At 72.3% G+C, this 26,378-nt stretch carries 22 protein-coding genes; 9 read left to right on the forward strand and 13 right to left on the reverse strand.

The annotated features are described in order from the left end of the window. Nucleotides 1-9: 9 nt before the first annotated feature. Nucleotides 10-408, forward strand: coding sequence for a MerR family transcriptional regulator (locus tag PZC42_RS19680; RefSeq protein ID WP_277213599.1), 399 nt, complete (start codon nucleotides 10-12; stop codon nucleotides 406-408). A gap of 58 nt (nucleotides 409-466) precedes the next feature. After that, nucleotides 467-1,630 (forward strand): erythromycin esterase family protein, encoded by a 1,164-nt coding sequence (locus PZC42_RS19685; RefSeq protein WP_277213600.1) that lies wholly within the window; start codon nucleotides 467-469, stop codon nucleotides 1,628-1,630. Nucleotide 1,631: 1 nt separating this feature from the next. On the opposite strand, the gene PZC42_RS22615 is transcribed toward PZC42_RS19685, so the two are convergent. From PZC42_RS22615 to PZC42_RS19705, 4 genes are read right to left on the reverse strand one after another with little or no spacing between them, the layout of a single operon-like run. Then, complete coding sequence (locus PZC42_RS22615) at nucleotides 1,632-3,314, reverse strand: PQQ-binding-like beta-propeller repeat protein (RefSeq protein ID WP_277213602.1); 1,683 nt, start codon at nucleotides 3,312-3,314, stop codon at nucleotides 1,632-1,634. 9 nt (nucleotides 3,315-3,323) lie between these two features. Beyond that, nucleotides 3,324-5,021: an outer membrane protein assembly factor BamB family protein gene (locus PZC42_RS19695; RefSeq protein ID WP_277213604.1), complete on the reverse strand. Its 1,698-nt coding sequence runs from the start codon at nucleotides 5,019-5,021 to the stop codon at nucleotides 3,324-3,326. Nucleotides 5,022-5,068: 47 nt separating this feature from the next. Next, complete coding sequence (locus PZC42_RS19700) at nucleotides 5,069-6,301, reverse strand: ABC transporter permease (RefSeq protein WP_277213605.1); 1,233 nt, start codon at nucleotides 6,299-6,301, stop codon at nucleotides 5,069-5,071. Then, nucleotides 6,298-7,185 (reverse strand): ABC transporter ATP-binding protein, encoded by an 888-nt coding sequence (locus PZC42_RS19705; RefSeq protein WP_277213607.1) that lies wholly within the window; start codon nucleotides 7,183-7,185, stop codon nucleotides 6,298-6,300. The genes PZC42_RS19700 and PZC42_RS19705 overlap by 4 nt, the downstream gene beginning before the upstream one ends. A gap of 258 nt (nucleotides 7,186-7,443) precedes the next feature. On the opposite strand from PZC42_RS19705, the gene PZC42_RS19710 reads away from it, so the two are divergent. After that, nucleotides 7,444-8,433 (forward strand): type IV toxin-antitoxin system AbiEi family antitoxin domain-containing protein, encoded by a 990-nt coding sequence (locus PZC42_RS19710; RefSeq protein ID WP_277213608.1) that lies wholly within the window; start codon nucleotides 7,444-7,446, stop codon nucleotides 8,431-8,433. 102 nt (nucleotides 8,434-8,535) lie between these two features. Here PZC42_RS19710 and PZC42_RS19715 read toward each other — a convergent pair whose 3' ends face one another. Continuing rightward, the gene (locus tag PZC42_RS19715) at nucleotides 8,536-9,255 is read right to left on the reverse strand and encodes a response regulator (protein WP_277213610.1); all 720 of its coding nucleotides are present in this window, start codon (nucleotides 9,253-9,255) and stop codon (nucleotides 8,536-8,538) included. Next, complete coding sequence (locus PZC42_RS19720; protein WP_277213612.1) at nucleotides 9,252-10,625, reverse strand: sensor histidine kinase; 1,374 nt, start codon at nucleotides 10,623-10,625, stop codon at nucleotides 9,252-9,254. The genes PZC42_RS19715 and PZC42_RS19720 overlap by 4 nt, the downstream gene beginning before the upstream one ends. 97 nt (nucleotides 10,626-10,722) lie before the next feature. Here PZC42_RS19720 and PZC42_RS19725 point away from each other — a divergent pair, with 97 nt between their 5' ends. Further along, nucleotides 10,723-11,562, forward strand: a complete 840-nt coding sequence (locus PZC42_RS19725) for an MBL fold metallo-hydrolase (RefSeq protein WP_277213614.1) — start codon at nucleotides 10,723-10,725, stop codon at nucleotides 11,560-11,562. Nucleotides 11,563-11,580: 18 nt separating this feature from the next. On the opposite strand, the gene aztD is transcribed toward PZC42_RS19725, so the two are convergent. The 3 genes from aztD to PZC42_RS19740 form a co-directional block, all read right to left on the reverse strand. Further along, nucleotides 11,581-12,960, reverse strand: a complete 1,380-nt coding sequence (gene aztD / locus PZC42_RS19730) for a zinc metallochaperone AztD (protein WP_277213616.1) — start codon at nucleotides 12,958-12,960, stop codon at nucleotides 11,581-11,583. Nucleotides 12,961-13,103: 143 nt separating this feature from the next. Continuing rightward, nucleotides 13,104-13,871, reverse strand: coding sequence for a potassium channel family protein (locus tag PZC42_RS19735; protein ID WP_277213619.1), 768 nt, complete (start codon nucleotides 13,869-13,871; stop codon nucleotides 13,104-13,106). Further along, the gene (locus PZC42_RS19740) at nucleotides 13,868-15,166 is read right to left on the reverse strand and encodes a YibE/F family protein (RefSeq protein ID WP_277213621.1); all 1,299 of its coding nucleotides are present in this window, start codon (nucleotides 15,164-15,166) and stop codon (nucleotides 13,868-13,870) included. Before PZC42_RS19740 ends, PZC42_RS19735 begins: the two co-directional genes overlap by 4 nt. Before the next feature lie 67 nt (nucleotides 15,167-15,233). Between PZC42_RS19740 and PZC42_RS22620 the strand changes: the two genes are divergently transcribed. Together PZC42_RS22620 and PZC42_RS19750 are read left to right on the forward strand one after the other, a co-directional pair. Then, nucleotides 15,234-16,238, forward strand: coding sequence for a DMT family transporter (locus PZC42_RS22620; protein WP_277213623.1), 1,005 nt, complete (start codon nucleotides 15,234-15,236; stop codon nucleotides 16,236-16,238). Between the two features lie 63 nt (nucleotides 16,239-16,301). Then, complete coding sequence (locus PZC42_RS19750; RefSeq protein ID WP_277213625.1) at nucleotides 16,302-16,751, forward strand: SRPBCC family protein; 450 nt, start codon at nucleotides 16,302-16,304, stop codon at nucleotides 16,749-16,751. Between the two features lie 86 nt (nucleotides 16,752-16,837). On the opposite strand, the gene PZC42_RS19755 is transcribed toward PZC42_RS19750, so the two are convergent. Continuing rightward, a complete protein-coding gene (locus PZC42_RS19755; protein WP_277213627.1) occupies nucleotides 16,838-18,277 on the reverse strand; it encodes an LVIVD repeat-containing protein in 1,440 nt (479 codons plus the stop codon). Nucleotides 18,278-18,373: 96 nt separating this feature from the next. Here PZC42_RS19755 and PZC42_RS19760 point away from each other — a divergent pair, with 96 nt between their 5' ends. Then, nucleotides 18,374-19,126: a DUF305 domain-containing protein gene (locus PZC42_RS19760; RefSeq protein ID WP_277213629.1), complete on the forward strand. Its 753-nt coding sequence runs from the start codon at nucleotides 18,374-18,376 to the stop codon at nucleotides 19,124-19,126. Nucleotides 19,127-19,188: 62 nt separating this feature from the next. Continuing rightward, the gene (locus PZC42_RS19765) at nucleotides 19,189-20,913 is read left to right on the forward strand and encodes a GAF domain-containing SpoIIE family protein phosphatase (protein ID WP_277213631.1); all 1,725 of its coding nucleotides are present in this window, start codon (nucleotides 19,189-19,191) and stop codon (nucleotides 20,911-20,913) included. Between the two features lie 15 nt (nucleotides 20,914-20,928). Here PZC42_RS19765 and PZC42_RS19770 read toward each other — a convergent pair whose 3' ends face one another. The 3 genes from PZC42_RS19770 to PZC42_RS19780 form a co-directional block, all read right to left on the reverse strand. Further along, the gene (locus PZC42_RS19770) at nucleotides 20,929-21,729 is read right to left on the reverse strand and encodes a CPBP family intramembrane glutamic endopeptidase (protein WP_277213633.1); all 801 of its coding nucleotides are present in this window, start codon (nucleotides 21,727-21,729) and stop codon (nucleotides 20,929-20,931) included. 45 nt (nucleotides 21,730-21,774) lie between these two features. Continuing rightward, complete coding sequence (locus PZC42_RS19775; protein ID WP_277213635.1) at nucleotides 21,775-22,440, reverse strand: biliverdin-producing heme oxygenase; 666 nt, start codon at nucleotides 22,438-22,440, stop codon at nucleotides 21,775-21,777. A gap of 116 nt (nucleotides 22,441-22,556) precedes the next feature. Next, entirely contained in the window at nucleotides 22,557-22,730 is a 174-nt protein-coding gene (locus PZC42_RS19780) for a hypothetical protein (protein WP_277213637.1), read from the reverse strand. A gap of 221 nt (nucleotides 22,731-22,951) precedes the next feature. On the opposite strand from PZC42_RS19780, the gene PZC42_RS19785 reads away from it, so the two are divergent. Continuing rightward, entirely contained in the window at nucleotides 22,952-26,251 is a 3,300-nt protein-coding gene (locus PZC42_RS19785; RefSeq protein WP_277213639.1) for a S8 family serine peptidase, read from the forward strand. Nucleotides 26,252-26,378: the final 127 nt, after the last annotated feature.

A 26,378-nucleotide genomic window follows, 5' to 3' on the forward strand; every position in this document is an offset into this window, starting at 1 on the left:
ATCGTCGACATGACCCGCACCGCCCCGGAAGCCCCGCACCACACCGCCGTCCACGCCGTCAGCGAGGTGGCCGCCGCCAGCGGCGTGGCCCCCTCGGCAGTGCGGTTCTACGAGAAGCACGGCGTCGTCCGTGCCGTCCGGACCTCGGGCAACCAGCGCCGCTTCGACGACTCCGCGGCCTGCCGGATCCAGGTCGCCAAGCTCGCCCAGCGCGTCGGCCTGACCGTCCGCGAGATCGCCGACCTGTACGCCGACCTTCCCGCCGACCCCCGGCCGGAGGACTGGGCACGCATCGCCGAACAGCTCGTCGTCGAGGCGCAGCGTCGCGTGGCCGACCTGCGGGCCGGGCTCGACGTCCTGGCGACCGACACCAAGCTCTGCGAGATCGGCGCCTCCCTGGACTCCTGACGACCTGCGGCACGACGGCGCTTGACCTCAACATAAGTTCAACGTCCAGGCTGGCCGCATGAGCAACCACACAGCCCCCAGCACCTCCGTCACCACCGCGCTCCAGGAGTGGATCGCGGACCAGCCGAGCACCGCCGATCCCGGCCTCGTCGCCGGGCTCGTGGCCCAGGCCGACGTCGTCGGTCTCGCGACCAGCACCCGTGAGGCGGCCGAGCCGTTCCGGTTCGTCGACCGCGCCACGCGACTCCTGCTCGAGCAGGGCTTCAGCACCCTGGCACTGCTCGAGAACCCTCGGGTCACCCACCTCTACGACCGGTACGTCACCGGCGGGGACGTCGACGTCGACCAGGCGCTCGCCCAGGCGTGGGGCCCCTGGCGGACCCGGGCGATGCGCGACGCACTCACCTGGCTGCGCGAGCACAACGCGGGCCGCGAGACCCCCGTCCGCGTCGTCGGGCTCGGGGAGACCCAGGCCAGCCCGGACGACTACGACCGCATCGCCGAGCTCCTCGGATCGATCGACGAGGCAGCAGCCGCCCAGGTCAAGGAGAGGCTCGACGTCATCCGCGTCGCCCACGCCGGCGGGGAGCACGTCGAGCACGCCCGCGGGAGGCACCCCGGCACGCCGTTCGTCGAGATCGCCCGTTCCGCGCGGGGCATCGCCGCCGCGCTGGCGCCGAGCACCGCCCGGGACGCGGCCCTGGAGCTGCTGGACATCGTGGTCCGCTTCCACGCGGAGGCGCCCGGTACCAGCTTCCATGCCGGATGGGAGGCGCAGGCGGCCGAGCGGCTCCTCGACCACGCCCGCCGCACCGGGGACCGGATCGTCTTCTGGGAGGGTGGCGCCCACGTCCTGCCCGGATCGGGCTCCGGGATCAGTGCACACCTGCGGGCCGCGCTGGGCGACGGCTACGCGACGGTCCACGTCACCTTCGCCGAGGGCCGTATCGACCGGACCGAGATCCCGCCCGCCCGGCCCGACTCGATCGAGGCGCACCTCGCCCGTCCCGGCGGTGCGCGCACCGTCCACCTCCGCGCGGAGGTGCCGCAGGACGTCGCCGCACAGCTCGCCGGGCCCTGGCCGACCCGCATCATCTCCGGGGTCTACGACCCCGCGCGGGACGGCGAGCACTACCTCGACCTGCCGTCCCTGACGGACGCCGCCGACGTCCTCGTGCACCTGCCGGCCGTCACGCCCATCGACGTGCACGAGGGCCCGTGACCTAGGAGGTGAGCTCGGTGGTGAAGCCCGCGAGCCCCGCGGGCCACCACCGCAGCAGGTGCCCGTCGACGGCGACGTCGACGCCCCACCCCTCCTGGGGAAGGTCGGCGGACCACAGGTCCTCGCCCGTGGAGGCGTCGACGGCCTGCCAGCGCGAGACCACCTCGACATCGGTGTACGTGGGGACGACGAGCGCGACCACGTGGCCGTCGGTGAACACCGACTGCACCTGACCGCTGCGGCCGTCGGCGAGCGCCGCGTGCGGCTCCACGACGTCGGCGCGCACCCACCGGACCTCGCCCGTGGCCAGGTCGAGCCCGACCACCCGGTCACGTTCGTCCAGCACGACGGCGGTCGCCCCGGCCCGGGCAAGATAGCTCGTGACGGACAGGCCGACCGACCACACCGTCTCCCCGTCCGGCCCGACGGCCCACGTCTGGCCGTCACCGGTCACCAGCCGACGCTCGTCCGGCCGGCCGTCCGTGGCACGCGGGTCCAGCAGGCGGCCCCGGACGGTGTACTGGTGCGCGCCCTCGGCATCCAGCACCTGGAACTCCCACGGTGTGCGGCCCCACTCCCCCGCGGAGACCACGAACCCACCGTCCACCAGCGGACGCACGCGCCGGACCACCTCGCCGTCGGCGTCCTGCAGGCCGGTGAGGTCGAGCCGCTGGCCGTCCGGGGTGAAGTACGCCAGGACCCCGCACCCCGAGAACCCGACCAGGCGCCCGCTGACCATGTGCTCGACGTCGCCGCGACGATCGAGCTCGGCGTTGCGGCCCCCGGTGCTCCAGCGCACGCACTGGGAGGAGTCGATCACGTCCCCGAACGGCACGACCTCGGACCACCGCTCGGCACCCGTGACGGAGTCGGTCGACCGGACCTCGAGGTCGTACCCGTCGTCGATCTCGCCCACGACCGTCAGGTTCGTCATCGGGTCACCCTGCAGGTCGACGTCGACGTCCTCCGGGTCGCCGACCCAGGTCGCGGTGAGCACGCTGCCCCCAGGGCCGGGCACCACGACGTCGTGGTCCTCGGTCACGACCCGCCGCCCCAGCACGGTGCCGTCCGGGTCGACGGTGATCACCGTCACCTCCCCGGACACCGCTCGCCCGACGCACACCACCTGCGCCGTCGCGGTCAGCTCGACGGTCTCGGCCCAGAAGGCCAGCCCGGGCCCGCACGTCGCCGCCCGGTCCACCAGGTCCACGGTCCAGCGCCGCTGCCCCGTCACCAGGTCCACGCCGAGGAGCTCGCCGTACCGGTGGACGGCGGCGACGTCGCCCGTCACGGCGACCAGCCCGCCCGGCGTCCGCACCCCGACCTCGCTGTCCTCCAGCCGCCACGCCTCGGCAGGAGGGCCGGTCAGGTTCACCAGACCGCCGGCAGCGGCACGCAGGTCCGCGGAGCGCGCACGGTCGACGACGCCGTCGACCACCACGACCGCCCCGACCAGGGTGGCGGCCACGACGACCGCCCCGAACCGGACCCGCCGCGACAGGCCCCGCCACCGCCGGATCCAGCGGGACAGCGCGCCGGGGGCGGGCGGAGGGCCAGGGTCGACGACGGTCGTTGCCTCGGGCAGGTCCGGCCCGGCCGCAGGGGATCCAGCGGCCTCCGTGCCGTCGTCGGGCACGAGGTCGAACGTGTAGGCCCCCTCAGGGGCACGACGCCGTCGCCCCACTCCCCGACGTTAGCGCGGAGCGAGGACGCTCACCGAGGTGACGTCGACGCCGGTGTCCCCGGGCTCGTCCGGGACGGCCACGTCCTGCAGCAGCAGGTGGCCGTCGACGGCGGCGACGTAGGGGATGCCCACCGTGTCGAGCGGGTGCCGGGTGGTGGTGCCCGTGGTGAGGTCGACGGTGAGCAGGTCCCCCGCGACCTCACCCTCGCCCCGGTACACCATCAGCGCGACCGTCACCCGCTCCCCGTCGGTGACGGCCGAGGTGGGCAAGGTGTAGAGATCGTCCGTCTGCTCGCCCGGCGCGACCCACCACCGTTCGGTGCCATCCTGCGCGTCGACCACGATCAGCTCCTCACCCTCGGAGATGACCGCCACGCCGCCGACGAGCGCCAGCACGCGAGGGTCCGTCTGGACCGTGCGCCAGAGCTCCTCGCCGTCGGGATCGAGGCCGACGAGCGCCTCGTAGCTCTCCGTCGCCAGGATCACGGACTCGTCGGCGTCCACGGTCGCCGTGGGTGCTGCGACGACGAGCGTGGAGCTCTCGAGGAGCACCGCCCCGTCGGCGTCGAGGAGGGCCGATCCGTCGGCCTCGTGGTCGCCGGGCACGACGTAGCCACCACCGTGGACCGGCAGGATCGACGACCCGCTGGCCAGGGCGGCGTAGTACGCACTGTTGCCCACCTGCTCACCGAGTGGCACGCCGTCGACCGTGCTGGCACCACCGACGTCGCACCACTGGTAGCCGACCACGGCCGGCGACGACGTGAGCTCACGCGGCGGATAGACCTGGATCCAGAACGGCGTCGCCTCGTCGAAGGTGCTGGGCCAGAAGCCGCCGTCCGACCGGTCCCAGACGGAGAAGCACTCATCGAGCAGCCGTCCGTCCGGCGAGCCCGTCGGTACCTCGAACCGGACGTCACCCGTCACCGCGTCCTCCACACGGACCGAGGCCTCCCCCGGCTCGACGGCCCGGACGGCCTCCATCGCCTCGGCCTCCGTCGCGAAGTCGAGGACGGCGGGCAGGCCTGTGTCGTGCTCGGCCACGAGGAGCCCGCCGTCGGCCGCGGGCGCCACGTCACGGTCCTCGCCGCCGTACTCCGCGGCCGGCAGGTCCCGCTGCCCGACCACGTCTCCCGACGCGCCGAGGACGGTCACGGTGCGCTCGGCCGCCAGTCCGTGCAGGCACGTGACCAGGTCGCTCGGTATCCCCCACTCGACACCGCTCACCAGGCGCGGCTGCGGGCCGCACTCGAGTTCCTCGCCGAGGCCGGTGCGCCACCTCTCCTCGCCGGAGGCCGCGTCCACCGCGACGACATCCTCGCCCTCGGCCAGCACGAGCCCGCCGTCCGGGAGCACCGCGAGCACTCCGCTCCCCGGGGCGCGCCAGACCTCGGCGAGCTCACCCTCCAGCGAGACCACGCCACCTGGGGCCGCGCGGAGCCGCTGCTCCTGGGTGTGCGACACCACCGCGGCGCCCACGGCCGTGCCGCCGACCAGGACGAGCGCGACCCCGCCGGCGGCACAAGCCACCAGGCGCCGCTGCCGACGACCCGCCCGCTGCCACCGGGCACCGGCGCGCGACCACCAGCCGTCCGCAGGCCCGGTGGCCTCCGGCGCGACGCCTGTCACGCCGTCGTCGTCCCTCTCGAACGAGACGTCCGACGAGACGTCGAAGGAGACCATGCCGGGGTCACGTCGTCGAGCCACGGGAGCAACGTACCAACCAGGTCCTGGTCATGAACGCCAAGCGGTCCTCATGCCTCGGCCCGCAGCGCCTGCCTCCAGGAGATCCGCCCACCGGTCTGCATGAGCGCCCCGCGGAACGCCCGCTCCGAGACGAGCAGAGCCAGCACCGCGAAGAGCGCGAGGCCCGCGAGCGAGAGCACCGGCTCCCACCACGTGACGTCGCCGGACAGGATTCGGACCGGCATCGCCACGACGTTCGCCACCGGGATGTACGACAGCACCGTGAGGAAGGTGCCCGAGGCCGTGAACGTCACGAAGTAGACGCCCATCACCAGCATCGTCATCGGTGTGGACGTGTACTGCAGGTCCTCCGCCCGGCTGGCCAGCGCACCGGCCACCGCGTACAGGGCCGCCAGCGCCAGGAAGCCGACCGCGAAGAACACGACGAACCAGATGAGCGACGTCGACAGGGCGGGCAGCGCGATCGAGATCGGGCTGGCCGCGACCGCCGCGAGCCCCACGCCCGCGAACAGCAGGTTCTGCCCCACGGCGATCACCGAGCTGCCGAGGATCTTGCCCGCCAGCAGCTGCCGCAGCGGCACCGCCGTGGCGATGATCTCCACCAGCCGGGACTGCTTCTCCTCGACCACCGAGCTGGCGATCATGCTGCCCGACGTGATCGCCCCGGCGAAGAACAGGAAGGACAGCGCGAAGCCGGCGAAGAACAGCGCCTGCTCGCCCATCGCCTCGGGGTCCAACGCTTCCGTCGTCAGCTCCGCACCCGCCGACAGCTCTGCCACGGAGGTGCCCGCCGCCTCGGCGTTGGCCTCCAGCACCTGCTGCTCGACGGCGGTGCCCAGCAGCCGGGACACGGTCCCGTCCGGATGCCCCTCGCCGGCCAGCACCCACCCGTCGTCGCCGGGGTGCAGCCACACGTCGGCCTCGCCGCCGGACAGCGCCGAGCGCGCGGCGTCGTCGTCGGCCACCTCGAGGAGCTCCAGCGCGGTGCCGGCGTCCTCCGTCTGGGCCAGCTCGGCGGCCGCTGTCACGGACGCGACCGCCGTGGCATCGCCGCCCGCCACCGCGACGGTGTACGTGTCGACGCGGCTGGACTGCCACGTGAAGAAGGCCGCGAGCGCCGCGATTACCACGAGCGAGACCACGAGGCCGATGGCGAACGCCTTGTTCATCGCGCGGGTGACGATCTCGCGCTGCGCCACGAGCAGCCAGGCGCCACGGGTGCCGTCGTCCGTCGTGTCCTCGGTGGGTGCGCTCGCGGGGCGCTGGGTCAGGGTGGTCATGCCGTCACCTCACGGTAGATCTGGGCCAGGGAAGGCCGGACAGGGCTGAGCTCGCGGACCTGTCCGCGTTCGAGCGCGGTGGCGAGCAGACGCTGTGCGGTGGCCTCGTCGGCGAGCTCGAGCAGCGCCGTCGGGCCGTCCACGTCCACGGCGTGGACGCCGGGGACGCCACGCACCCAGCCGGCGTCGGCGGCGAGGACCAGCCGGTGTCGCAGCGTCGCCGCCTGCTGGAGCTCGGTGGGGGTGCCGTCCGCGACGACCTGACCGGTCCGCAGGATGACGAGCCGTTCGCACAGCCGCTCGACCAGGTCGAGCTGGTGGGAGCTGAACAGCACCGGGACGCCGCGGGCGGTGTGCTCGCGCAGCAGGTCGACCATGCCGTCGACGGCCGCCGGGTCGAGCCCGGAGAACGGCTCGTCGAGGATCAGCGCGCGAGGCCGGCCCATGAGCGCGGCGGTGATCTGCACCCGCTGCTGGTTGCCCAGGCTGAGCTTCTCGACGTGGTCCTTGGCCCGCTCGGCGAGACCGAGCCGGTCGAGGTGCTCCATCGCCTCGGTGCGGGCGGTCGCGGCCGGGATGCCCCTGAGCCGCGCCAGGTAGACGAGCTGGTCGATGGCCGGCTGCTTCGGGTAGAGGCCGCGCTCCTCGGGCATGTACCCGAAGCTGCGGCGGTCGGCACGGGTCACGGGCGCCCCGCCGAACCGCACCTCCCCGGACGTGATGGCCAGGACGCCCATCATCATGCGCATCGTGGTGGTCTTGCCGGCACCGTTGGAGCCGACGAACCCGGTGAGCATGCCCCCGGGCGCGGTGAAGGAGACGGCGTCGACGGCGCGGCGGTCGCCGAAGGTTCTGGTCAGGTCGTGGACCTCGAGCGTGGTCATGGCACCGACGCTACGGACAGCGGCCCCGAAAAAGGATCCACCGTGGGACGGAGCTGGATGAATCCACCTCGAGGCGGATCGACGTCGTCCTCGATCAGCCATCAGGGCCCGATGAGGGAACCTCGACGACGTCGGTTCGCCCCGGTGTCGTCCTCGGTCGCCCATGAGCCCCCCGATGCCTGAGGTTCTGCGACGTCGGTCTCACAGCCTGTGGATAAGCCGGCGGGGTCGTGCGCGTTCTGCGGTTCGATGGGCAGCATGCCTGCCCGTCCCCTGGCCGTGCCCGACGCCGTCCGGTTCTTCGCTCGGAGCCAGGAGGGTCTCGTCTCGGCCCGGCAGTGCCGACGCGCGGGCCTCACCGGGCAGCAGGTTCACCGGCTCGTGGCGTCCGGGCGGTGGTCCCGGGTGCTGCGCGGTGTGTACGACACGGGCGAGCCCGGTGACCTGGACCTCGACGCGTACGACCGACGTCGGCGACGGTCGGCGGTGCTCGGACCGCTGGCCTACCCCGGATCGGTCGCGACGGGCGTCGCCGCCCTCGTGCTGCACGACGTCCAGGGTTCACCCCAGGCCGTGACGCCCGAGGTGACCTTCCCGGACGGGACCCCGAGGCGCGGCGCCGGTCCGGTCGTCGTTCGCCGGATGCCGCTGCGACGGCACGCCTCGCCGATGGGCGTTCCCTGCGCCGTCGTCGAGGACGCCCTCGTCCAGGCTGTCCCCACCGTGGGACGACTCCACGCCGTCGCCCTGATGGACTCTGCGCGGCAGCGCCGTGCGATCGGGCGGGCGACGTTCGGGCGGGCGGCGGACCGCGCAGGACGGCGCCCCGGCGGGCTCGCACGGGCCGGCTGGTGGTCGTCGAGCGACGCCCGCGCGGAGTCACCGGCCGAGACCTGGGCGCGGTTGACGTGCGCCGACGCCGGGTGCGGACCAGACCTGCTGCAGCTACCGGTGGACGATGCCACCGGCCGGGAGGTCGCCCGCGTCGACCTGGCCTGGTTGCTCCCCGACGGCGGAGCCCTGCTCACGGAGGTCGACGGTGAGGCCGTCCACGGGACGCTGGCGGCGCTGCACCGTGACCGCGAGCGGCAGAACCGGATCGTGGGGCGCCGGACGATCGTGCAGCGGTTCACCGGTGGAGAGGCGTGGGACGGCACCATGGCCGGCCGGGTCCGGGAGGTCCTCACCGCCGAGCGGTGGCACCCTCAGGCGCCGGCTCCAGGGTTCCGCCTCCGTCTGCAGCCGTAGCGGTAGCTCACACATCAGCGGCCGACGGCGGAACTTCCGTGACACCGGTTCGGACCGGCGTCGTCCTCGGTCGCCCATCAGGGCCTGAAGCCTGAGGTTCCGCTACGTCCCGTGGCGGTGGACGAACACCACCGCCTGCACCCGGTCACGCAGGTGCAGCTTCGACAGCACGTTGGACACGTGCGTCTTGACCGTGGCCTCGCCGAGGAACAGCTCGGCCGCGATCTCCGCGTTCGACATCCCCCGGCCCACCAGGACGAGGACCTCCCGCTCCCGGGGTGTCAGGAGCTCGAGCCCGGGGGCCGACGGCGGGGCGCCGGCCGCGTCCGCGCCGACGGTGCCGCGCGCGTCCGCAGCACCGTCCACCACCGTCGGCCCACCGGCCGGGGGCGGCGAGTCGGCGGACCGCGAGACCATCCGGTCCACGACGCGCCGGGTCACCTGCGGCGACAGGAGCGCCTGCCCCTCGGCGACGGTGCGCACCGCCTCGACAAGGTGCTCGGCGTCGGAGTTCTTCAGCAGGAACCCCGACGCCCCCGCGGACAGCGCGTCGAAGACGTAGTCGTCGTCGTCGAACGTGGTCAGGACCAGCACCTTGGCGAGCTGCTCGGCCACGATCTGCCGGGTCGCCTCGATGCCGTCCATCACGGGCATCTGCACGTCCATGAGGACCACGTCGGGTCGCAGCTCCCGCGCTGCCGCGAGCGCCTCGGTCCCGTCGCCCGCCTCGCCGACCACCTCGAGGTCGTCCTCCACCGACAGGATGAGGCGGAACCCGGACCTGACCAGCGCCTGGTCGTCCACGAGCAGGACCGTGGTCATGACTCCTCCAGGGGCAGCGGCAACCGGACGCGCACACGGTACCCACCGGTGACGCGCGGCCCGATCTCCGCCACACCGTGGTGCGTGGCGACCCGCTCACGGATGCCCACCAGCCCCAGCCCGGACCCGGAGGACCCCGGCCGGGCGCGGCCGTCGTCGACCACCTCGACCTCGGCGAACCCGCCGCGGAACCGGGCGTCGTCCGCGACCGCCCGCCGGTCCACCCGGACGGTGAGGCCGGCCGCACGCGCGGTCGAGTGCTTGCGGACGTTGGCCAGTGCCTCCTGCGCGGTCCGGTAGAGGCTCAGGCCCACCGCACCGGGCACGTTCGCCTCCACCCCCGGCGGCTCGGCCACCAGCGTGTACGTGACGTCCAGGCCGCCGTCCGTGCCGACCAGCCGCTCGATGTCGGCGACCCCCGGCTCGGGCGAGCGATCCCCGTCGCCGCCCGTACCGCCGTCGTCCCCGATGTCCCGCAGCGTGCCGACGAGGCCGCGCATCTGCTCCACGGCGTCGCGCGACGCCGACTCGATCGTGGCCAGCGGCGCTCCGGCTGACTCCGGGTCCTTGCCCAGCAGGCGCCGCGCCGCCGCGGCCTGGATGCCGATGACCGACACGTGGTGCGCGACGACGTCGTGCAGCTCGCGCGCGATGCGCAGCCGTTCGGTCACGACGGCGCGGCGTCCGAGCTCGGCGGCCTGCCGCTCGATCGTGGCCGCCTGCTCCGCGAGCTGCGCCCGACGCCGCGCACCGTGCCACGTGACCTGCCCGAGTGCGATGGCGCCGAGGAAGTAGGCGACGTTCACCAGCCAGGTCTGGGCGATCATCGCGTCGAGCGGCGCGAGGAGCCCCTGCGGGTCGCCGAGGAGGCCCTGGCTCTCGGCGTAGTGCTGCAGGCCCGAGCTGACGGCCGTCTGCCAGAACAGCCAGCCGAACATGGCGACCAGGCAGGCCGTGACCACGATGAGCATCGCGCGCCGGTCGCGGGCCCAGGCCACCGCCGTGTACAGCGTCATGAAGTACACGACCTGCAGCACCTGGGTCAGCGGGACGACCGGCACGGTCAGCCCGACCAGGAGAAAGTGCGCGTAGACGACCGCGAGCACTGCCAGCGGGTACCGGCGCCGGACCACGAGCGGCAGGGCACCGGCCGCCGACAGCACGTAGAGCAGCCAGGTCGGCCGGGCCTCACCCTGGAGGTAGCCGGCCGAGCGGGCCAGCTCCATGCCGGCCACGGCCAGTACGGTCAGGGACAGCCCGAGCCACACGTCGCGGCGGTACGCGGTGCGGGGGTCGGCGGGGACACGCTCGAACTCGGCGTCGACGCCGAACCACTCGGTGATCACGTCCGTGGGGCGAGGGCGGGGCATCCTCACAGCGTAGGGAATCGGCACCCGCGCAGGATCCGTCTGACGACGGAGACGCACCCGCCCGGTGGACCGGCGGCCGGCGTGCCAGCCTGTGGGCATGACGTCCTTCTGGATCTGCCGCACCTGCGGCGTCGAGCACGCCGAACGGCCCGAGGTCTGCGCGGTCTGCGCCGACGAGCGCCAGTGGGTACCGGCGTCGGGCCAGGCCTGGACCACGCTCGACGAGCTCGTCGCCGAGGGGCAGCGGATCGAGGTCCACGAGCTGGAGCGGGACCTGTTCGCGCTGCAGACCGCGCCGGGCGTCGGCATCGGGCAGCAGTCCAAGCTCCTGCGCACGCCGCACGGGTCGCTGCTGTGGGACCCGCTCGGCTTCGTGGACGACGACGGCGCCGCAGCCGTGCGCGAGCTGGCCGGCCCCGCAGGGGTCGTCGCGGTGGTCGCGAGCCACCCGCACATGTTCGGGGTGCAGGTGGAGTGGAGCCGTCGGCTCTCCGGGGGCGCCGGCCCCGTCCCGGTCCTCGTCGCCGGAGCCGACGCCGGGTGGGTCGCCCGGCCGGATGCCTCGATCACGCAGTGGTCGGGCGAGCGCGAGGTGCTGCCCGGGGTGACGCTCAGCCAGCCGGGCGGGCACTTCCCGGGCTCCGCCGTCGTGCACTGGGCGGCAGGTGCCGACGGGCGCGGCGTGCTGCTCTCCGGCGACACGATCTTCGCCAACCCCGACCGCACCTCGGCGAGCTTCATGCGCAGCTACCCGAACCGGATCCCGGTGTCGGGAGCCGTGGCGCTGCGGGTCGCGGGGCACGTGGCCCGGCGACCCTTCGAGCGGATGTACAACAACTTCGACGGCGTGATCCCGGCCGACGCGCGTGCCGTCGTGCTGAGGTCAGCACGACGGCACGCGGCGTGGGTGCGCGGGGACTTCGATCACCTCACGTGACCCGCCCCGCACAGGAGATCAGTGGTCGTGACCCTCGTGGTCGTCGTCCTCGTGGTCGTCGTGACCCTCGTCCTCGTGACCCTCGTGGTCCTCGTCCTCGTCCTCGTGACCCTCGTGGTCGTCGTCCCCGTGCGCCTGCTCCACGGGGGGCTGACCGAGCGCGCCGGCGATCTCGTTCGGCGTCACGTCGAGCTCACCGGTGACCCACACGGAGCCGTCGATGATGTCCACGGCGTGGATGGCGTTGTTCGCCGGGTCGGTGACGTAGACCGAGCCGTCGAGCGTGAGCAGCGCCGGACGCGGCTCCTGCCAGTCCATCGGCTCCTCCCACTCGTCGACCACGGGGATCGACGCGGTGATCTCGGCGGTCTCGGGGTCGATGACCTGCAGGGCACCGTCGGTGGTGAGCACGAGCGCCTCGCCGTCGTCGCCGCGGGCGATCGAGCGGAAGCTGTACGAGCCCGGCAGCTCGACGAGCTCCAGGCTCGCGTCCCGGGTGTCGATCAGGCTGATCGTGGTGGGGCGCTCGAGCTCGGCGTCCGGGTCGGTCTTGTAGTCGCCGAGCATGATCGGCGACGCCTCGCTGCCGGCCTGGTTGCCGATGCGGGAGTAGTCGTCCGGCGTGGAGACCTTGGTGATCTTGCCGTCGGCGTAGATCAGCGCACCGTCCTCGCACCCGACGACGACGGCCTCGTCCGCGGCCACGGCCTCGCCGTGCACCCCGGGGCAGTCGTCGCTGGCGACGATCTCCTCGCCGTCGGCGTCGAGGACACGGACGGTCGAGCGCTCGTCCTCGTTGCCGTCGGTGACCAGCAGGGACCCGCCGCTCAGGGGGACCGCCACACCGTGGTGGGCCTCGGGCAGCTGGACCTCCTCGACACCCTCCTGGGTGGCGATCTCGTCGGTGTCGACCAGCTGGATCAGGCCGGTGCCGTCGTCGAAGAGCGCGGTGACGCCGTCGTGCGGCACGGCGTGGCCGGGGAGCTCGGCGGCGTAGGTCACGTCGGTGAGCTGCGGCGTGGACGTGTAGTAGTCGTAGTGGTCCCCATGGTGCTGACCCCAGGTCCCGGTGTCCAGCACCTGGAACCCGCCGGTGGTGGAGACGAGCACGTGCTGTCCGTCACCGGCGGCGTTGAGCCGGTTGAAGCCGGCGAGCTCGAGGTCGGCGACCTCCTCGAGCGTCTGGGCGTCGAGGACCTTGATGCCGCCGTCGTAGGTGACGGCGAGGCGCGGGCTGCGCGACTGCATCGGGGTCGCGGCGTTCTCGGTGGACTCCTCGGCGCTCGCGGACGAGTCGGCGCCGGTGGCCGGCTCCTCGGACGCGGTGCCGCAGGCCGCGACGAGCGCGAGCGGCAGGGCCAGGGCGAGCGCGGTGGCGGCGCGGGAACGGGTGTTCATGGGTGGCGTCTTTCCATCTCTGTCTGTCCGGGCACAGCACGGGACGGCCGGCACCGGGGGACGTTCTGCGGAACGCGAATGAGAACCGTTCGCAGTCGGGCAGCAGTCTGGCACGGTCGAGAACCGTTATCAAGCCATGCCGGTCAGTCGACCGTGCGCTGCCAGCGTCCCGCGGCCAGGCTGACGATGAGCGCGACGAACACCACCAGGTAGACCTGCCCGATGATCGCCTCGCTGGTCGCGAGCAGGCGTCCCAGCGGCGTCACCGCCACCAGGTCGCCGTAGCCGAGCGTGGTGATCGTGGTCAGGCTGAAGTACATGAAGGACGTCGTCGCCTCCTCGGCGCCGAAGAAGTGCTCCCCGGAGAAGTTGTCGACGGTGAGGAACGCGTAGTAGTACGCCAGCGCGATGAGCAGGTAGGCGGAGACCGCACCCAGGAGCGTGGCCAGCGTGACGACGCGGTGGCGCACCAGCCGCCGTGCCACCACCACCGGCGCGAAGGCCGCGATGAGGAGCAGCAGGGGCGGCGCGGACGTCACCGAGTCCGAGGTCTCGATGACCAGGACCACCACGAGGGACAGGACGACCAGGACGCCCAGGAACACGTACGCCCGACGGCGCCACCGCGTCCGCAGCCCGGAGGCCCGCAGCGCGAGACCGAGCGTCGCGCCCACGCTGAGGGTCGTCGCCAGGCCGGCCAGCCTGGCACCGACCGCCGTGGACCCGTCCCGGATGTCCACGAGCGACAACAGGGCCACCGTCAGCGCCACCAGGACGAGCAGCAGCCCGAACCGGTCGATCCAGCGGGACTGCGGGTCGAGGGCGGGGTCGTCGTCGTCCGTCGGCTGGCGGCGCGCGAAGAACCCCTGCGGCCCCTCGGGACGCGCGTCGTCAGGGTCCGGGCTCGTCACGGCCGGTCCTGCACGGCGTCCTCCTGGGGTCTGCTGGACCCCATCGTGGCCGACTCCGGCTCCGGGCGCGCGTCGGGCGCCGGCACCGTCACCGCGGCGATCGCCGTCGTGATCGGGATCGCGAGCACCAGCCCGATCGAGCCCACGAGCGTGCGGACCACCTCCTCGGCGATCTCGCCGGAGGTGATGGTCATGAGCGGTGTCTGGTCCAGCATCCAGACGGTGAGCAGCAGCGGCAGCGCCGCACCGACGTAGGCGAACGCGATCGTGTAGACCGTCGAGGCGATGTGGTCGCGGCCGATCCGCATCGCCCGCGCGAACAAGACGCGACGCGGGGCGGTCGGGGCGAGCGAGCGCAGCTCCCACACGGCCGACGCCTGGGTGATCGTCACGTCGTTGAGCACACCCATGCCGGCGAGGACGAGCCCGCACAGCGCGATGCCCCGCAGGTCGACGCCCGGCGCGATGATCGTCAGGTTCTGCGCCAGCTCGTCCGACGCCCCGGTGATGTGCGCCGCCCCCGTCGCCCACGCGCCGATCCCCGCCGTCAGTGCCAGCCCGCCCAGGGTGCCGAGCAGCGCGACCGTGGTGCGCGCCGTCAGCCCGTGCGCCAGGTACAGCACCGCCAGCATGACGGCCGACGACGTCACGAGCGCCACGCCCATGGCGCTCTCGCCGGCCAGCAGGGCCGGGAACGTGAACCCGATGAACACGGCGAACGCCACCGCGAGGCCCGCGATCGCCGCCAGACCGCGCCACCGCGCGACGATCAGCACCACCAGGGCGTAGGCGGCCGCCAGGAGCCCGAACGGCACGTCCCGCTGGTGGTCCATGAAGACGTACGGGGTCACGGTCTCCGCGAAGTCCCCGATGTACAGGGCGGTCACGCGGTCGCCGGGCTGCAGCTCGAACCGCGGGTCGGCCTGCATGCCGGAGGTGCCGCCGTCGGGCAGCCGGATCTCCACGTCACCGGCCGTGGCGTCCTCCATCGTGGGCCAGGAGTCGTCGCTCGTCTCGTCGAGCGGCCCCACGACGGTGACCACGAGGAGCTCGCTGCCCTCGACGACGACGGGGATCCGCTCGGGCACGTCGGCGGTGGACGGCCACAACGCCCACAGACCGAACGCGGTCGCGAGCAGGGCGGGCAGCACGAGGGCCGCCAGGACGAGGCGGGTGCGCAGCGGCGCGGGCGGGACGGGGCCACCATGGGAGTGGCCGTGGCCGCCGCCCGGGGGCGGCCCGGTCTCACGGGGAGCGGCATGGCGTGCCCGGCGGGGCTCCAGCTCGGTGGTCACGCGGTCATGCTGTCACGGCAACGGCGGCACCGGGTGCCACGCACGCCGTGCGCCGTAGACTCCCGAGGTGACCGCACCGGCCCCCGTCCCCGCCCCGTCGGCCAGTACGACGGTCGGTGTCGGTGCCGCTGTGGTCGGCGGCCTCGGAGCGGCGGCCCAGACCCGGGTCAACGGTTCGCTGGCCGAGCACGTCGGCAGCGGGTTCGGCGCGGCGGTGATCTCCTTCGGGTCCGGCCTGCTGTGGTTGCTGCTCGCCCTGGCCTGCTGGCCCGCCGCGCGCAGCGCCGTCGGCCGCGTCGTCGCCGGCCTGCGCACCCGCCGCCTGCGCTGGTGGGAGGTGCTGGGCGGGACGGCCGGAGGGTTCTACGTCGCCGCCCAGGGGCTCACCGCGGCGACGCTCGGCGTGGCCCTGTTCATGGTGGCGGTGGTGGCCGGGCAGTCGACCAGCTCGCTGCTGGTGGACCGGCTCGGACTGGCACCGGGCGGCGTGCGGCTGATCACTCTCGGGCGGGCGCTGGGACCGGTCCTGACCGTGGTGGCGGTGGCGATCGCCGTGTCCGGCTCGATCGGGACCGTGCCCTCCGTCGGGCTGGCCGTGGTCCCGTTCCTCGCCGGGGCGTTCCAGTCCTGGCAGCAGGCGATGAACGGGCGGGTCCGGGCCGTGGCGAACGCGCCGGGCGACGTCTTCGCCGGGGTGGCTGCGGCGACGTTCGGCAACTTCGTGGTCGGGACGGCGGCGCTGGCGCTGGCGTTCGGGGTGTCCGTCGTGGTGACGGGACCGCCGACCGGGTCGCTGCCCACCGGCTGGCCGCTGGACCTGGCCCTCTACTCCGGCGGGCTCCTCGGGATCGTGTTCATCGCGATCCAGGCCGCCGTGGTGCACCGCATCGGGGTGCTGCTGCTGGCGCTCGGGATGATCGCGGGGCAGATCGTGGGCGCCTTGGTGCTCGACGTCGTCGTGCCCGGGGTGGCCGCACCCGGCGCCGCGATGTACGCCGGCGCGGCACTGACCCTGCTGGCGGTCACGGTCCCCGTGGTCGAGTCCAGGATCCTGCGCCGCCGACGCCGCTGAGGTCGACGTGCGAGAACTCCGCGTTCCGGGTCACGGTGGAGGTACCGACACGAAGGAGGACCCATGGAAAGCGTCACCCAGTCCATCGACGTCGACGTCCCTGTGAGCACCGCGTACAACCAGTGGACGCAGTTCGAGGACTTCCCGCACTTCATGGAGGGTGTGGAGGCGGTGCGTCAGGTCACCGACACCAGCACGCACTGGAAGACGAAGGTCGGCGGCACGGAACGCGAGTTCGACGCCGAGATCACCGAGCAGCACCCCGACGAGCGTGTCGCCTGGCGCAGCACCACCGGCCCGGACCACGCCGGGGTCGCGACGTTCCACCGGCTGAGCGACACCCAGACGCGCGTCACGGTCCAGATGGACTGGGACCCGGAGAGCGCCGCCGAGAAGGTCGGCGCAGCGCTCAACTTCGACGATCGTCGCGTCCAGGGCGACCTGAAGAAGTTCAAGGAGTTCATCGAGTCGCGCGGCGCCGAGACCGGCGCCTGGCGTGGCGACGTGGGCTGACGCCCGGAACGCTCCGACGGCCGGTCACCCGCCCCCCGCATCCGGGGGCCGGGTGACCGGCCGTCGTCGTGCTCAGGTGTCAGCGGTCAGCTGTGGAAGCGGACCTGACCCTGCGGGTTGAGCTCCTTGAAGGTGTTCTTCTTCTGCTTGCCGACGCCGGCGGCGTCGTCGATCGCCAGCACGTCGAAGCCCTGCTGGATGTCGTTCGAGTAGACGTACCCGTTGTAGTAGTAGGCCGACCACGAACCACCCACGATCAGCCGCTCGGTGGAGAGCGGCCCCCGGTCGAACCATGCCAGCTCGGTCGGGTTCTCCGAGTCCGTGAAGTCGAACACGGAGATGCCGCCCTGGTACCAGGCCTGGACCATGATGTCCTTGCCCTTGACTGGGATGAGCGAGCCGTTGTGGGCCACGCAGTTCTCGGTGTTCGTGTTGGTCCGGGGGATCTTGTAGTAGCTGCGGAACTCGAGCTCGCCGTCGACGATGTCGTAGATGGCGTTGGCCCCGCGCTTCTCCCCGACGTCCGGGTTGCAGGTCGCGGCGCCGCCACCGCCGAGCTCGTCGGTGAACACCACCTTCGACCCGTCGTTGTTGAACGTCGCCGAGTGCCAGAACGCGAAGTTCTCGGTGTCGCGCACGTTCGAGATCACCTCGGGGTTCTCCCGGTCGGAGATGTCCATGAGGATGCCGTCGCCCATGCACGCACCGGCCGCGAGGTCGAGCTTCACGTAGGTGGTGATGTCGTGGCAGCCGGAGGTGTTGGTGTAGCCGCCGTCCGGGAACAGCACCGGCGTGGACACGACTGCGGCGACCTCCGGTGCCTTCGTCGGGATCTTCACCACGGAGATCTTGTCGTGCGGCGGCTGGCAGCCCGAGAGCAGGGCGTTCGGCGAGTACGAGGAGACGTACACGTAGAGCGTCTTGCCGTTCTTCGTCGGGGCCAGGGAGTGCGTGTGCGAACCGCAGGCGGTCTCGACGGCGGACACGTACTGCGGGTCGGTCGGGTCGGAGATGTCGAAGATCTTCAGACCCTCCCAGTAGTCGACATCGACGGGGTAGATCGGCTCGCTGGAGCAGGAGTCGTCGGTGCGCCACGAGTCCGTCGACAGCACGAGGATGTCGCCGTAGACGGAGACGTCGTTCTGGGAACCGGGGCAGACGACCTGCGCGGCCTGCTCAGGGTTCGCCGGGTCGCTGATGTCGTAGACCGTGAAGCCGTCGTAGTTCCCGGCGAACGCGTAGTTCCCCTGGAACGCCAGGTCGGAGCTGTAGGAGCTCTCGGCGGCGAAGGCCCCGTTCTTCGGGATGTTGGCGAGCAGCTCCATGTTGAGCGAGTCCATGGTGCCCGGCTCGGTGAGCGAGGCCGGGGTCAGGGAGTCGTCCAGGGCGACGATGCCCTGGGCCGGCAGCTCGGTCCCGTCGCTCGGTTCGGCCGAGCCGGGAGCGGCGACGGTGAACGACCCGAGCGCCAGCAGCCCGGTGAGGGCACCTGCTCCCAGCGCTCGACGTCGTTGTCTCGTTGTCATGGGACGCACTGGCGTCACACCTCCTTGATAGTGTCACCCCACCCTGGCCTGATGTGACGCGAGTCACCAGGCGAAGCGCCGAGAGTTAACGGATTGGTGACAGTGGACGTCGAGCCCTTGCCCAGGTCCGCCCAGCGGTCGGTCCGACGGCGGCGCACCCTGCGGGGCGCGTCCCTGGCGGCGGCGCTCGTGCTCGCGGCACCCGTGGCCGGCTGCACCGCCGGGGCCGACGACGCGGACGAGCAGGCCGTGCCGCCGTCGAGCGTCGTGGTCCAGCCGGGACGCCCCGGGGAGGTCAACGAGACGATCGCGCCGGAGGACTACGAGGCGCCGGACCGGAGCCCGGAGTGGAACCAGGCCGATGTCGACTACGTCACCGACATGATCTGGCACCACCTCCAGGCCCTCGAGATGTCGCAGCTCGCGCCCGATCGCGCACAGGATCCCGCGGTGCGCTCCCTCGCGAGCCGGATCTTCGACGTCCAGGGTTCAGAGATCCACGGGCTGGCGGCGTGGCTGCAGGAGCGCGACCTGCCCGTGCCCGTGGTGATCGAGCAGGGCGACGGCTCCGGACCCCGGCTCCCTGACGGTGGGCACGGCCACGACGCCGGCTCCATGCCCGGGATGCTGAGCGCGGCGCAGATGACGGAGCTGGAGAAGGCCTCCGGCCCCGAGTTCGACGAGCTCTACCTGACCGGCATGATCCAGCACCACCAGGGGGCGGTCGACATGTCGACCACGGTGATGGTCGAGGGCGTCGACGCCCGGACCAACGAGCTCGCCCATGACATCGGGGCGGGCCAGCAGGCCGAGATCGGCCGTCTCCAGGAACTTCTCGACGAGCTCTGAGCGAGCTCTGACCGAGCTCCGACCGAGCTCCGACGGCAGGGATACCGTGACAGAATCTCTGCATGGTCACGGCACACCCCCACGGGCAGTCGCTGGCCGACGCGGACCTCGACCGGCCGGGCGCAGACCCGTCCTTCGACCGCTTCGCCCGCCTCGTCACCCGCCACCTCGGGGTGTCCACCGCCCTGGTGACGTTCGTGATGGCCGACGCGCAGCTCTACCCCGGTGCCCTCGGGCTGCCGGAACCCCTCCAGACCACCCGGCGGTCCGCGTTCCCCGACCCGATGTGCGCCGAGGTGGTGCGCGCCGCCGGTCCGCTCGCCTTCGCCGACCTGACGAGCGTCCCCGGCAAGCCGGCACGCGCTCTGCTCGAGGGCCTCGGCATCCAGGCCTACGCCGGCTTCCCGGTGTTCGACCGGGACGGCAGCGCCGTCGGGACGGTCTGCGCGCTGCACGACGTCCCGCACGAGTGGTCGCAGGCCGACCTCGACACCCTCGCCGACCTGGCCGAGGCCTGCTCCGCCGAGATCCGCCTGCGGCAGGAGCGGCGGCGGGCACAGCAGCTCCAGGAGCTCGCTCTGGAGGCCGGGCGCCGGACCCAGCTCCTGCTGGAGCTCACCGACCGGTTCGCCCGTGCCACCACGCTCGCCGACCTCGTGGCAGCCCTGCAGCACACCGCCGGCGGGATCGGCGTGGCGACGTCGGTGCTCGGGCTCCTCGACGCCACCGGCTCAGCGGTGCAGCTCCTCAACGGCGTAGACGGGTACACCTTGCCCGGACGGCTCCGGATCACCGACCCGCTGCCGGGTCCGCACGCGCTGCGCACCCGCACGCCCGTGTACTGCGCGGACGGTCCGGCGCTCCTGAGGGAGTGGCCCGAGATGGCCCGGTGGGCCGACCCCGACACCGGCGCCATGGCCTTCCTGCCGCTGATCGCCGACGGCACGGTACGCGGCCTGGTGGTGCTCGCCTGGGAGCGACCTCAGGACATCGACCCGGGGACGCGCGAGACCTGCGCGGCGCTGGCGGCGTGCGTGGCCACCGGCCTGGACCGCGTGCACGTGCTGGAGGACCGCCACCGGGTCGCGGCGACGCTCCAGGCAGCGATGCTCACCGAGCTGCCGACGACGACGGACCTCGAGCTGGCGGCCACCTACTCCACCGCCACGCGGACCGACAGGGTCGGGGGCGACTGGTACGACGCCGTCGTCCGGGGGGACCACACGGTGCTCATGATCGGTGACGTCACGGGCCACGACATGCAGGCGGCCGCCCGGATGGGGCAGCTGCGCTCCATGCTGCGCACCCTGGCGTGGAGCGAGGACGTCTTCCCCGCCACGCTGCTGCGCCGGCTCGACCACGCCAACCACGGTCTGGCACTGGAGGCCAGCGCGACCGTCCTGGTGGCACGGTTCGACCGGCGGGGCGACCGGCGCACCCTGAGCTGGTCCTCGGCAGGCCACCCTCCGCCGCTCGTGCTCCGCGGGTCCGACGGCACGGTCGTGGAGCTCGCCGGCCGGTCGGACCTGTTGCTGGGTATCGATCACCGCACGTCGCGTTCGGACCACCGGGTGGGGCTCGAGCCTGGTGACACCCTGGTGCTGCACACCGACGGGCTCGTGGAGTCGCGCACCACGACCTACGCCCGCCGCGCCGCCGAGCTCCGTGCGGCCCTGACGGAGCTGGCGGACCTACCGACGGCGCGGCTGCCCCGCGTGCTCGTGGAACGGATGGTGCCGGGATCGCAGCGCGACGACGTCGCCGTGCTGGCGGCACGGGTGCGCTGACCCGTCACCGGTCCGCTACGGGGCGGTGACGAAGATGTCGAGCAGCTCGGGGTGGTGGCCGTGGACCAGCACCGCGAAGACGACGGCGTCGAACAGCAGGTGCACGGCCACGACGTAGGACAGCGACTTGTACCGCGCGAAGATCCATCCCTGCACCAGCGCGAACGGGATGGTGAGCACCGGCCCCCACTCGCGGTAGCCGAGCTCCCACAGGAACGACACGAACACCATCGCCTGCAGCACGTTGGCGACCTGCACCGGGAAGTGCCGGCACAGCAGCGTGAACACGACGCAGATGAAGAACAGCTCGTCCCAGAGGCCCACGGCGTTCACACCGACGAACAGCCGCGCGATGTCGCCGTCACCCTCCAACGAGGGCCAGTTGCGGTACGCCCCGGAACCGAGGAAGTACGGCGGCAGGATCAGGTAGCCGATCACCACGACGGCGGCGAGGTAGATCCACTGCCCGCGCGTCCATCGTCGCCCCGTGGCGACCGGGAAGCGCACCGCTCCCGCGCCGTCGTCGTCCCGCAGCACGAAGCGCGAGAGCGCCCAGGGCACCAGCACGGCCAGCGAGAGCGCGACGGTGAACCGGGTCATCCCGGCGTCGGAGAGGTCGGCCGCGAGCGGGATCGCCGAGACGATCACCATGCCCGCCGCGATCAGCGCGAGGTGCTTGCCCAGCGCACGGTCCACCAGGAGCCCCAGGAGGACGCCGGCCACGAGCGGCAGGTAGCCCAGCGGGCGCACGTGGACGGCGAACAGGAGGATGGCGGAACCGCAGACGAGCACGGCGGCGGCGTAGCGGGCGACCATGAGGCGTCACCCTACCGACAGGACGGGCAGGTCAGACGGCGGTGGTCAGGAGGGGGCGCCGGCCCCGGGGTGGGCGCGGCCCAGCTCGACGAAGACCGCCCGGTTGAGGCGGAATGCCTCCTGCGCCTCGGCCACGGCCGTGGCGGTCTCGGCGGCGTCCAGCTCGAGGCCGTCGAGACGCTCCCGGTAGAGGTCCTTGAACGGCTTGGCCTTGGGGATCTCGGAGAAGTCGTAGAACTCCAGACCCGCGGCGTCCATGCCGTAGTGGCGCTGCATCATGCGCTGGATGATCTGCCCGCCCGAGAGATCGCCGAGGTAGCGCGTGTAGGCGTGCGCCGCGTACTCGGGCAGGCGCGTGCCGACGTCGCGCAGACGCGCGGCGTAGGCACGGGTGGCCGGCAGGATGCGGATCTCGCCACGCCAGGCCGGACCGTACAGGTGGGCGAGGTCCCGCTCGATCGCGGGCACCCGCGTCAGCTCGTCGAAGACGAGCGAGGCCCCGCGGGCGTCCCGCCGGACGGCGGCGCTCGCCTCCTCCAGCGCGGTGTAGACCTCGAGCTGCTGCGCGGCGAGGTCCGCGTAGGCCGCCACGTCGAGGCTCCCGGCCATCAGTCGCGAGACGAACCCCTCGGACTCGGCCTCCTGGTGCTCGGCGCGGGTGCCTTCCCGCAGCCGCAGGGACAGGGGCGCCTCGGGGGCGATGGCGGGCATGACGGCCTCCAAGAGATCATGACGACCTGACAGAACGTCAGGACGTCGCCACGGTAGCACCCGGAGTTAGGGTTGCCTACCCTCTGATCATGAGACGGAGGTGCGGCGCCCGCAGGTCATGACCGCACCAGGCCGATCGCGCTCAGCACGACTCCCCAGAGGACCAGGCCCGCTCCGAGGGCGATGATCAGCCCGTGCGCACCGGTCGACGAGGCCCGGCGCGCCGTCCAGAACGCCCTTCCGGCCACCACGACGCCGAGCACCACCAGACCCGCCCCCCACCAGAACATGCGCCCTATGGTGCGCGAAGTTCGGCGCCCGTGCACCTTGGGTCCTTTGCCCGGATTGCTCCGACACCCTGTGCCACGTCACATGCCCGACATACGCCTGAATGTTGCTCGCATCACACAAGCCGTATGTTGCTGCTTGACCTCCGGCCGGGGGAACGCCACACAGCGGTGGCCCCGGGCCGGAAGTCTCGTTCACAGACCGAGACGAAGGGTGCGCTCACATGCGCTTGCGGAAACACCAGACCAGACTCCGGCTCGCCGCCGCCACCTCAGGCGCCGCGCTGGTCATCACCTCTCTGACCGCCACAGGAGCCGGCGCCGCGCCGGCAGACCCGGACGACCTGAGCCTCGCCGAGGCTCAGCCCACGGCGACATCGCACGAGGACGGCCCCAAGGCCCCCACGAGCGCACTCGTCGAGACTCCCGAGAAGCTGCTCTCGCTCAGCTCGAGCACGAAGGTCCCCGTCCTGGTCAAGTACGACTACGACGCCGTGGCCTCCTACGACGGGTCCATCCCGGAGTACGACGCGACCAGCCCCGCCGTCACCGGCGAGCCGCTCAGCGAGGACGCTCCCGCCGAGAAGCGCTACCGCGGCTACGTCGAGCAGCAGGAGCGCTCGATCACCGCGGACGTGGTGGACGCCGTCCCCGACACCGAGGTCGTGGACAGCTTCGACGTCGTCTACGGCGGCATCGCCGCGCTCGTGCCCGGCGACGAGATCCCGGCGCTGCTGGACGTGCCCGGCGTGGTCGCCGTGCAGGAGAACACCCTCGAGAAGCCGCTGACGGACTCCAGCACCGACTTCATCGACGCACCCGCCGCGTACGAGGCGCTGGGTACCACCTCCGAGGCCGGCGACGGCCTCGTGCTCGGCAACATCGACACCGGGATCTGGCCGGAGCACCCCTCGTTCGCCGACCACGGCAACCTCAGCGAGTACGACGGCCCGCCCGTGGAGTGCAACTACGGCGACAACCCTCTGACCCCCGAGGACGACCCGTTCGAGTGCAACGACAAGCTCATCGGCGGCTACTCGTTCACGGCGTTGTACGACCTGCTCGACCCTGACGGGTACCTGTACGAGGGCACCGCGCGGGACGCCGGGGGCCACGGCTCGCACACGTCGGGCACCACGGCCGGCAACGTCGTCGAGGACGTCCAGACCGTCGGTCCCGAGCTGGCGAAGATCCAGGGCGTCGCGCCTGGCGTGAAGATCATCGAGTACAAGGCGCTCGGCCCGAACGGCGGCTACTCCTCAGACCTGGTCGCCGCGGTGCAGCAGGCGATCATCGACGACGTGGACGCGATCAACTACTCGATCTCCGGTGGCAGCACCGTGACCGACCCGGTCGAGCTCGCGTTCCTCAACGCCTACGACGCCGGCATCTTCGTCGCGGCGTCGGCCGGGAACTCCGGCCCGGGTGCCGCGACGTCGAACCACGTCAGCCCGTGGGTCACCACGGTCGCCGCCTCGACGCAGTCTCGGGAGTTCAGCTCGACGTTGACGCTGACCGCCGACGACGGCGCCACGTTCACCACCGACGGCGCTTCCATCGTCGCGGGGACCGACGAACCGCTGCCCGTGGTCCACGCCTCCGAACCGCCCTACTCCGACCCGATGTGCCTGGACCCCGCGCCGGAAGGGATCTTCGAGGGCATGATCGTGCTCTGCGAGCGCGGTCAGAACGCGCGCGTGCTCAAGGGCTACCACGTTCTCCAGGGCGACGCCGCGGGCATGGTCCTCTACAACCCGACGCTCGCCGACGTCGCCACGGACAACCACTTCCTGCCGGCGCTGCACCTCGCGGACGGCACCGAGATGATGGCGTGGTTCGACGAGCACACGGGCGTCACCGGCACGTTCACCGACGGCGCGCCGTCCGAGGGTCAGGGTGACGTCATCGCGGCGTTCTCCTCCCGCGGGCCGGCAGGTCCGGTCATCAAGCCCGACATCACGGCGCCCGGCGTGCAGATCCTCGCCGCCATGACGCCGACGCCGGAGGAACCCGAGAGCGGACCCTCCGACCAGTACTACCAGTCCATCAACGGCACCTCGATGTCGGCGCCGCACATCGCCGGTGTGGGGCTCCTGCTCCAGGCGGCGAACCCCGACTGGACGCCCGGTCAGATCAAGTCCGCCATCATGACGCAGGCGACCACCGACGTCGTCAAGGAGGACCTGACCACCCCGGCCGACCCGTTCGACATGGGTGCGGGGCGCGTCGACGTCGGCGAGTCGCTGACCGCGCCGTTCACGATCAGCGACATCACGGACAACTTCGCGGCGCTGACCACGGACCCGGTGCGCGCCGTCGACCTGAACATCCCGTCGATCAACGCACCGACCCTGCCCGGACGGCTGACCACCACGCGCACGCTCGAGAACACCTCGGGCCGCTCGCTGGTGGTGCGGCCGACGGCCGACACCCCCCGGGGCACGACGATCTCGTTCAGCCCCCGGGCCGCCACCGTGCGACCCGGTGCGTCCGTGTCGTTCGACATCACCATCACCGACACGTCCGCCAGCGGCGAGCAGAAGTTCGCCGAGATCACGTTCCGCACGCAGCGGGGCGACGGTCACCTCCCGGTGGCCTTCGTGCCGACCCAGGGCAACGTCAGCCTCGTCCAGTCCTGCGAGGAGGAGACGGTCCGCATCAAGGACGACGTGGCGTGCACGGTGACGGCGACCAACGAGTCGTTCAACGAGCAGTCCGTGTCGGTCACCACCACCGGTGAGGGGGTGCTGAAGGGCAACCACACCGAGACGGCGACCCTCACGGGCGCGGAGCTCGGTGTGCCGAGCGTCGAGGTCCTCGACGAGGCAGGGTTCCTCGACCTCAAGGGCTTCGGCATCGCGCCGGGGGCCTTCGGGGACGAGACGATGGCGAACTACGACGTGCCGGCCTTCGCCTACAACGGCCGCACGTACACGTCGATCGGCGTCGACTCCAACGGCTACCTCGTGGCCGGGGGCGGGACGTCGGAGGACAACAACTGCTGCGACCTGCCGGACGGTCCGTCGCCGGCCCGGCCCAACTCGGTGCTCGCACCGTTCTGGACGGACCTCAACAGCGTGGCCGGTGACGGCACGGCGGCCGAGGGCGTCCGGGTCGGGACCCTCAGCGACGGTGTGAACCGGTGGACCGTGGTCCAGTGGGACATGTACGTCTGGGGCACCTTGGACGCCCGGTCGTTCCAGGTGTGGATCGGCCACAACGGTGAGCAGGACATCACGTTCGACTACGCGGAGCCGATGGCCGACCCCGGGATGGACTTCCTGGTCGGGGCGGAGAACGCCGCCGGCGAGGGCGACATGGTCGCCGAGCTGCCGGACGGCAACACCCAGGTGGTCACCTCGACCGAGCCGACGCCGGGCGGCAGCCTCACCTACGACGTGACGCTGAAGGCCAAGCGACCCGGCAAGGGCATCGTGCGCACCGAGCTCGTCGCCGACGAGGTGCCCGGCACCACGATCGTCGAGACCCCGGTGAAGGTCACGGTGCTCAAGCCCCGCCCCTGACCTCGCCGCGATGAGCGCGTACGGCCCCGCCGCCCCGGGAACCACCCGGGTCGGCGGGGCCGTCGCATGCTGGCGCCTTCTCGTCGGCAGTCGGTGTTCTGAGCGGCAGTCCGGACTGCCGCTCAGA

The organism is Isoptericola croceus, from assembly GCF_029382255.1.
Taxonomy (GTDB): domain Bacteria; phylum Actinomycetota; class Actinomycetes; order Actinomycetales; family Cellulomonadaceae; genus Isoptericola; species Isoptericola croceus.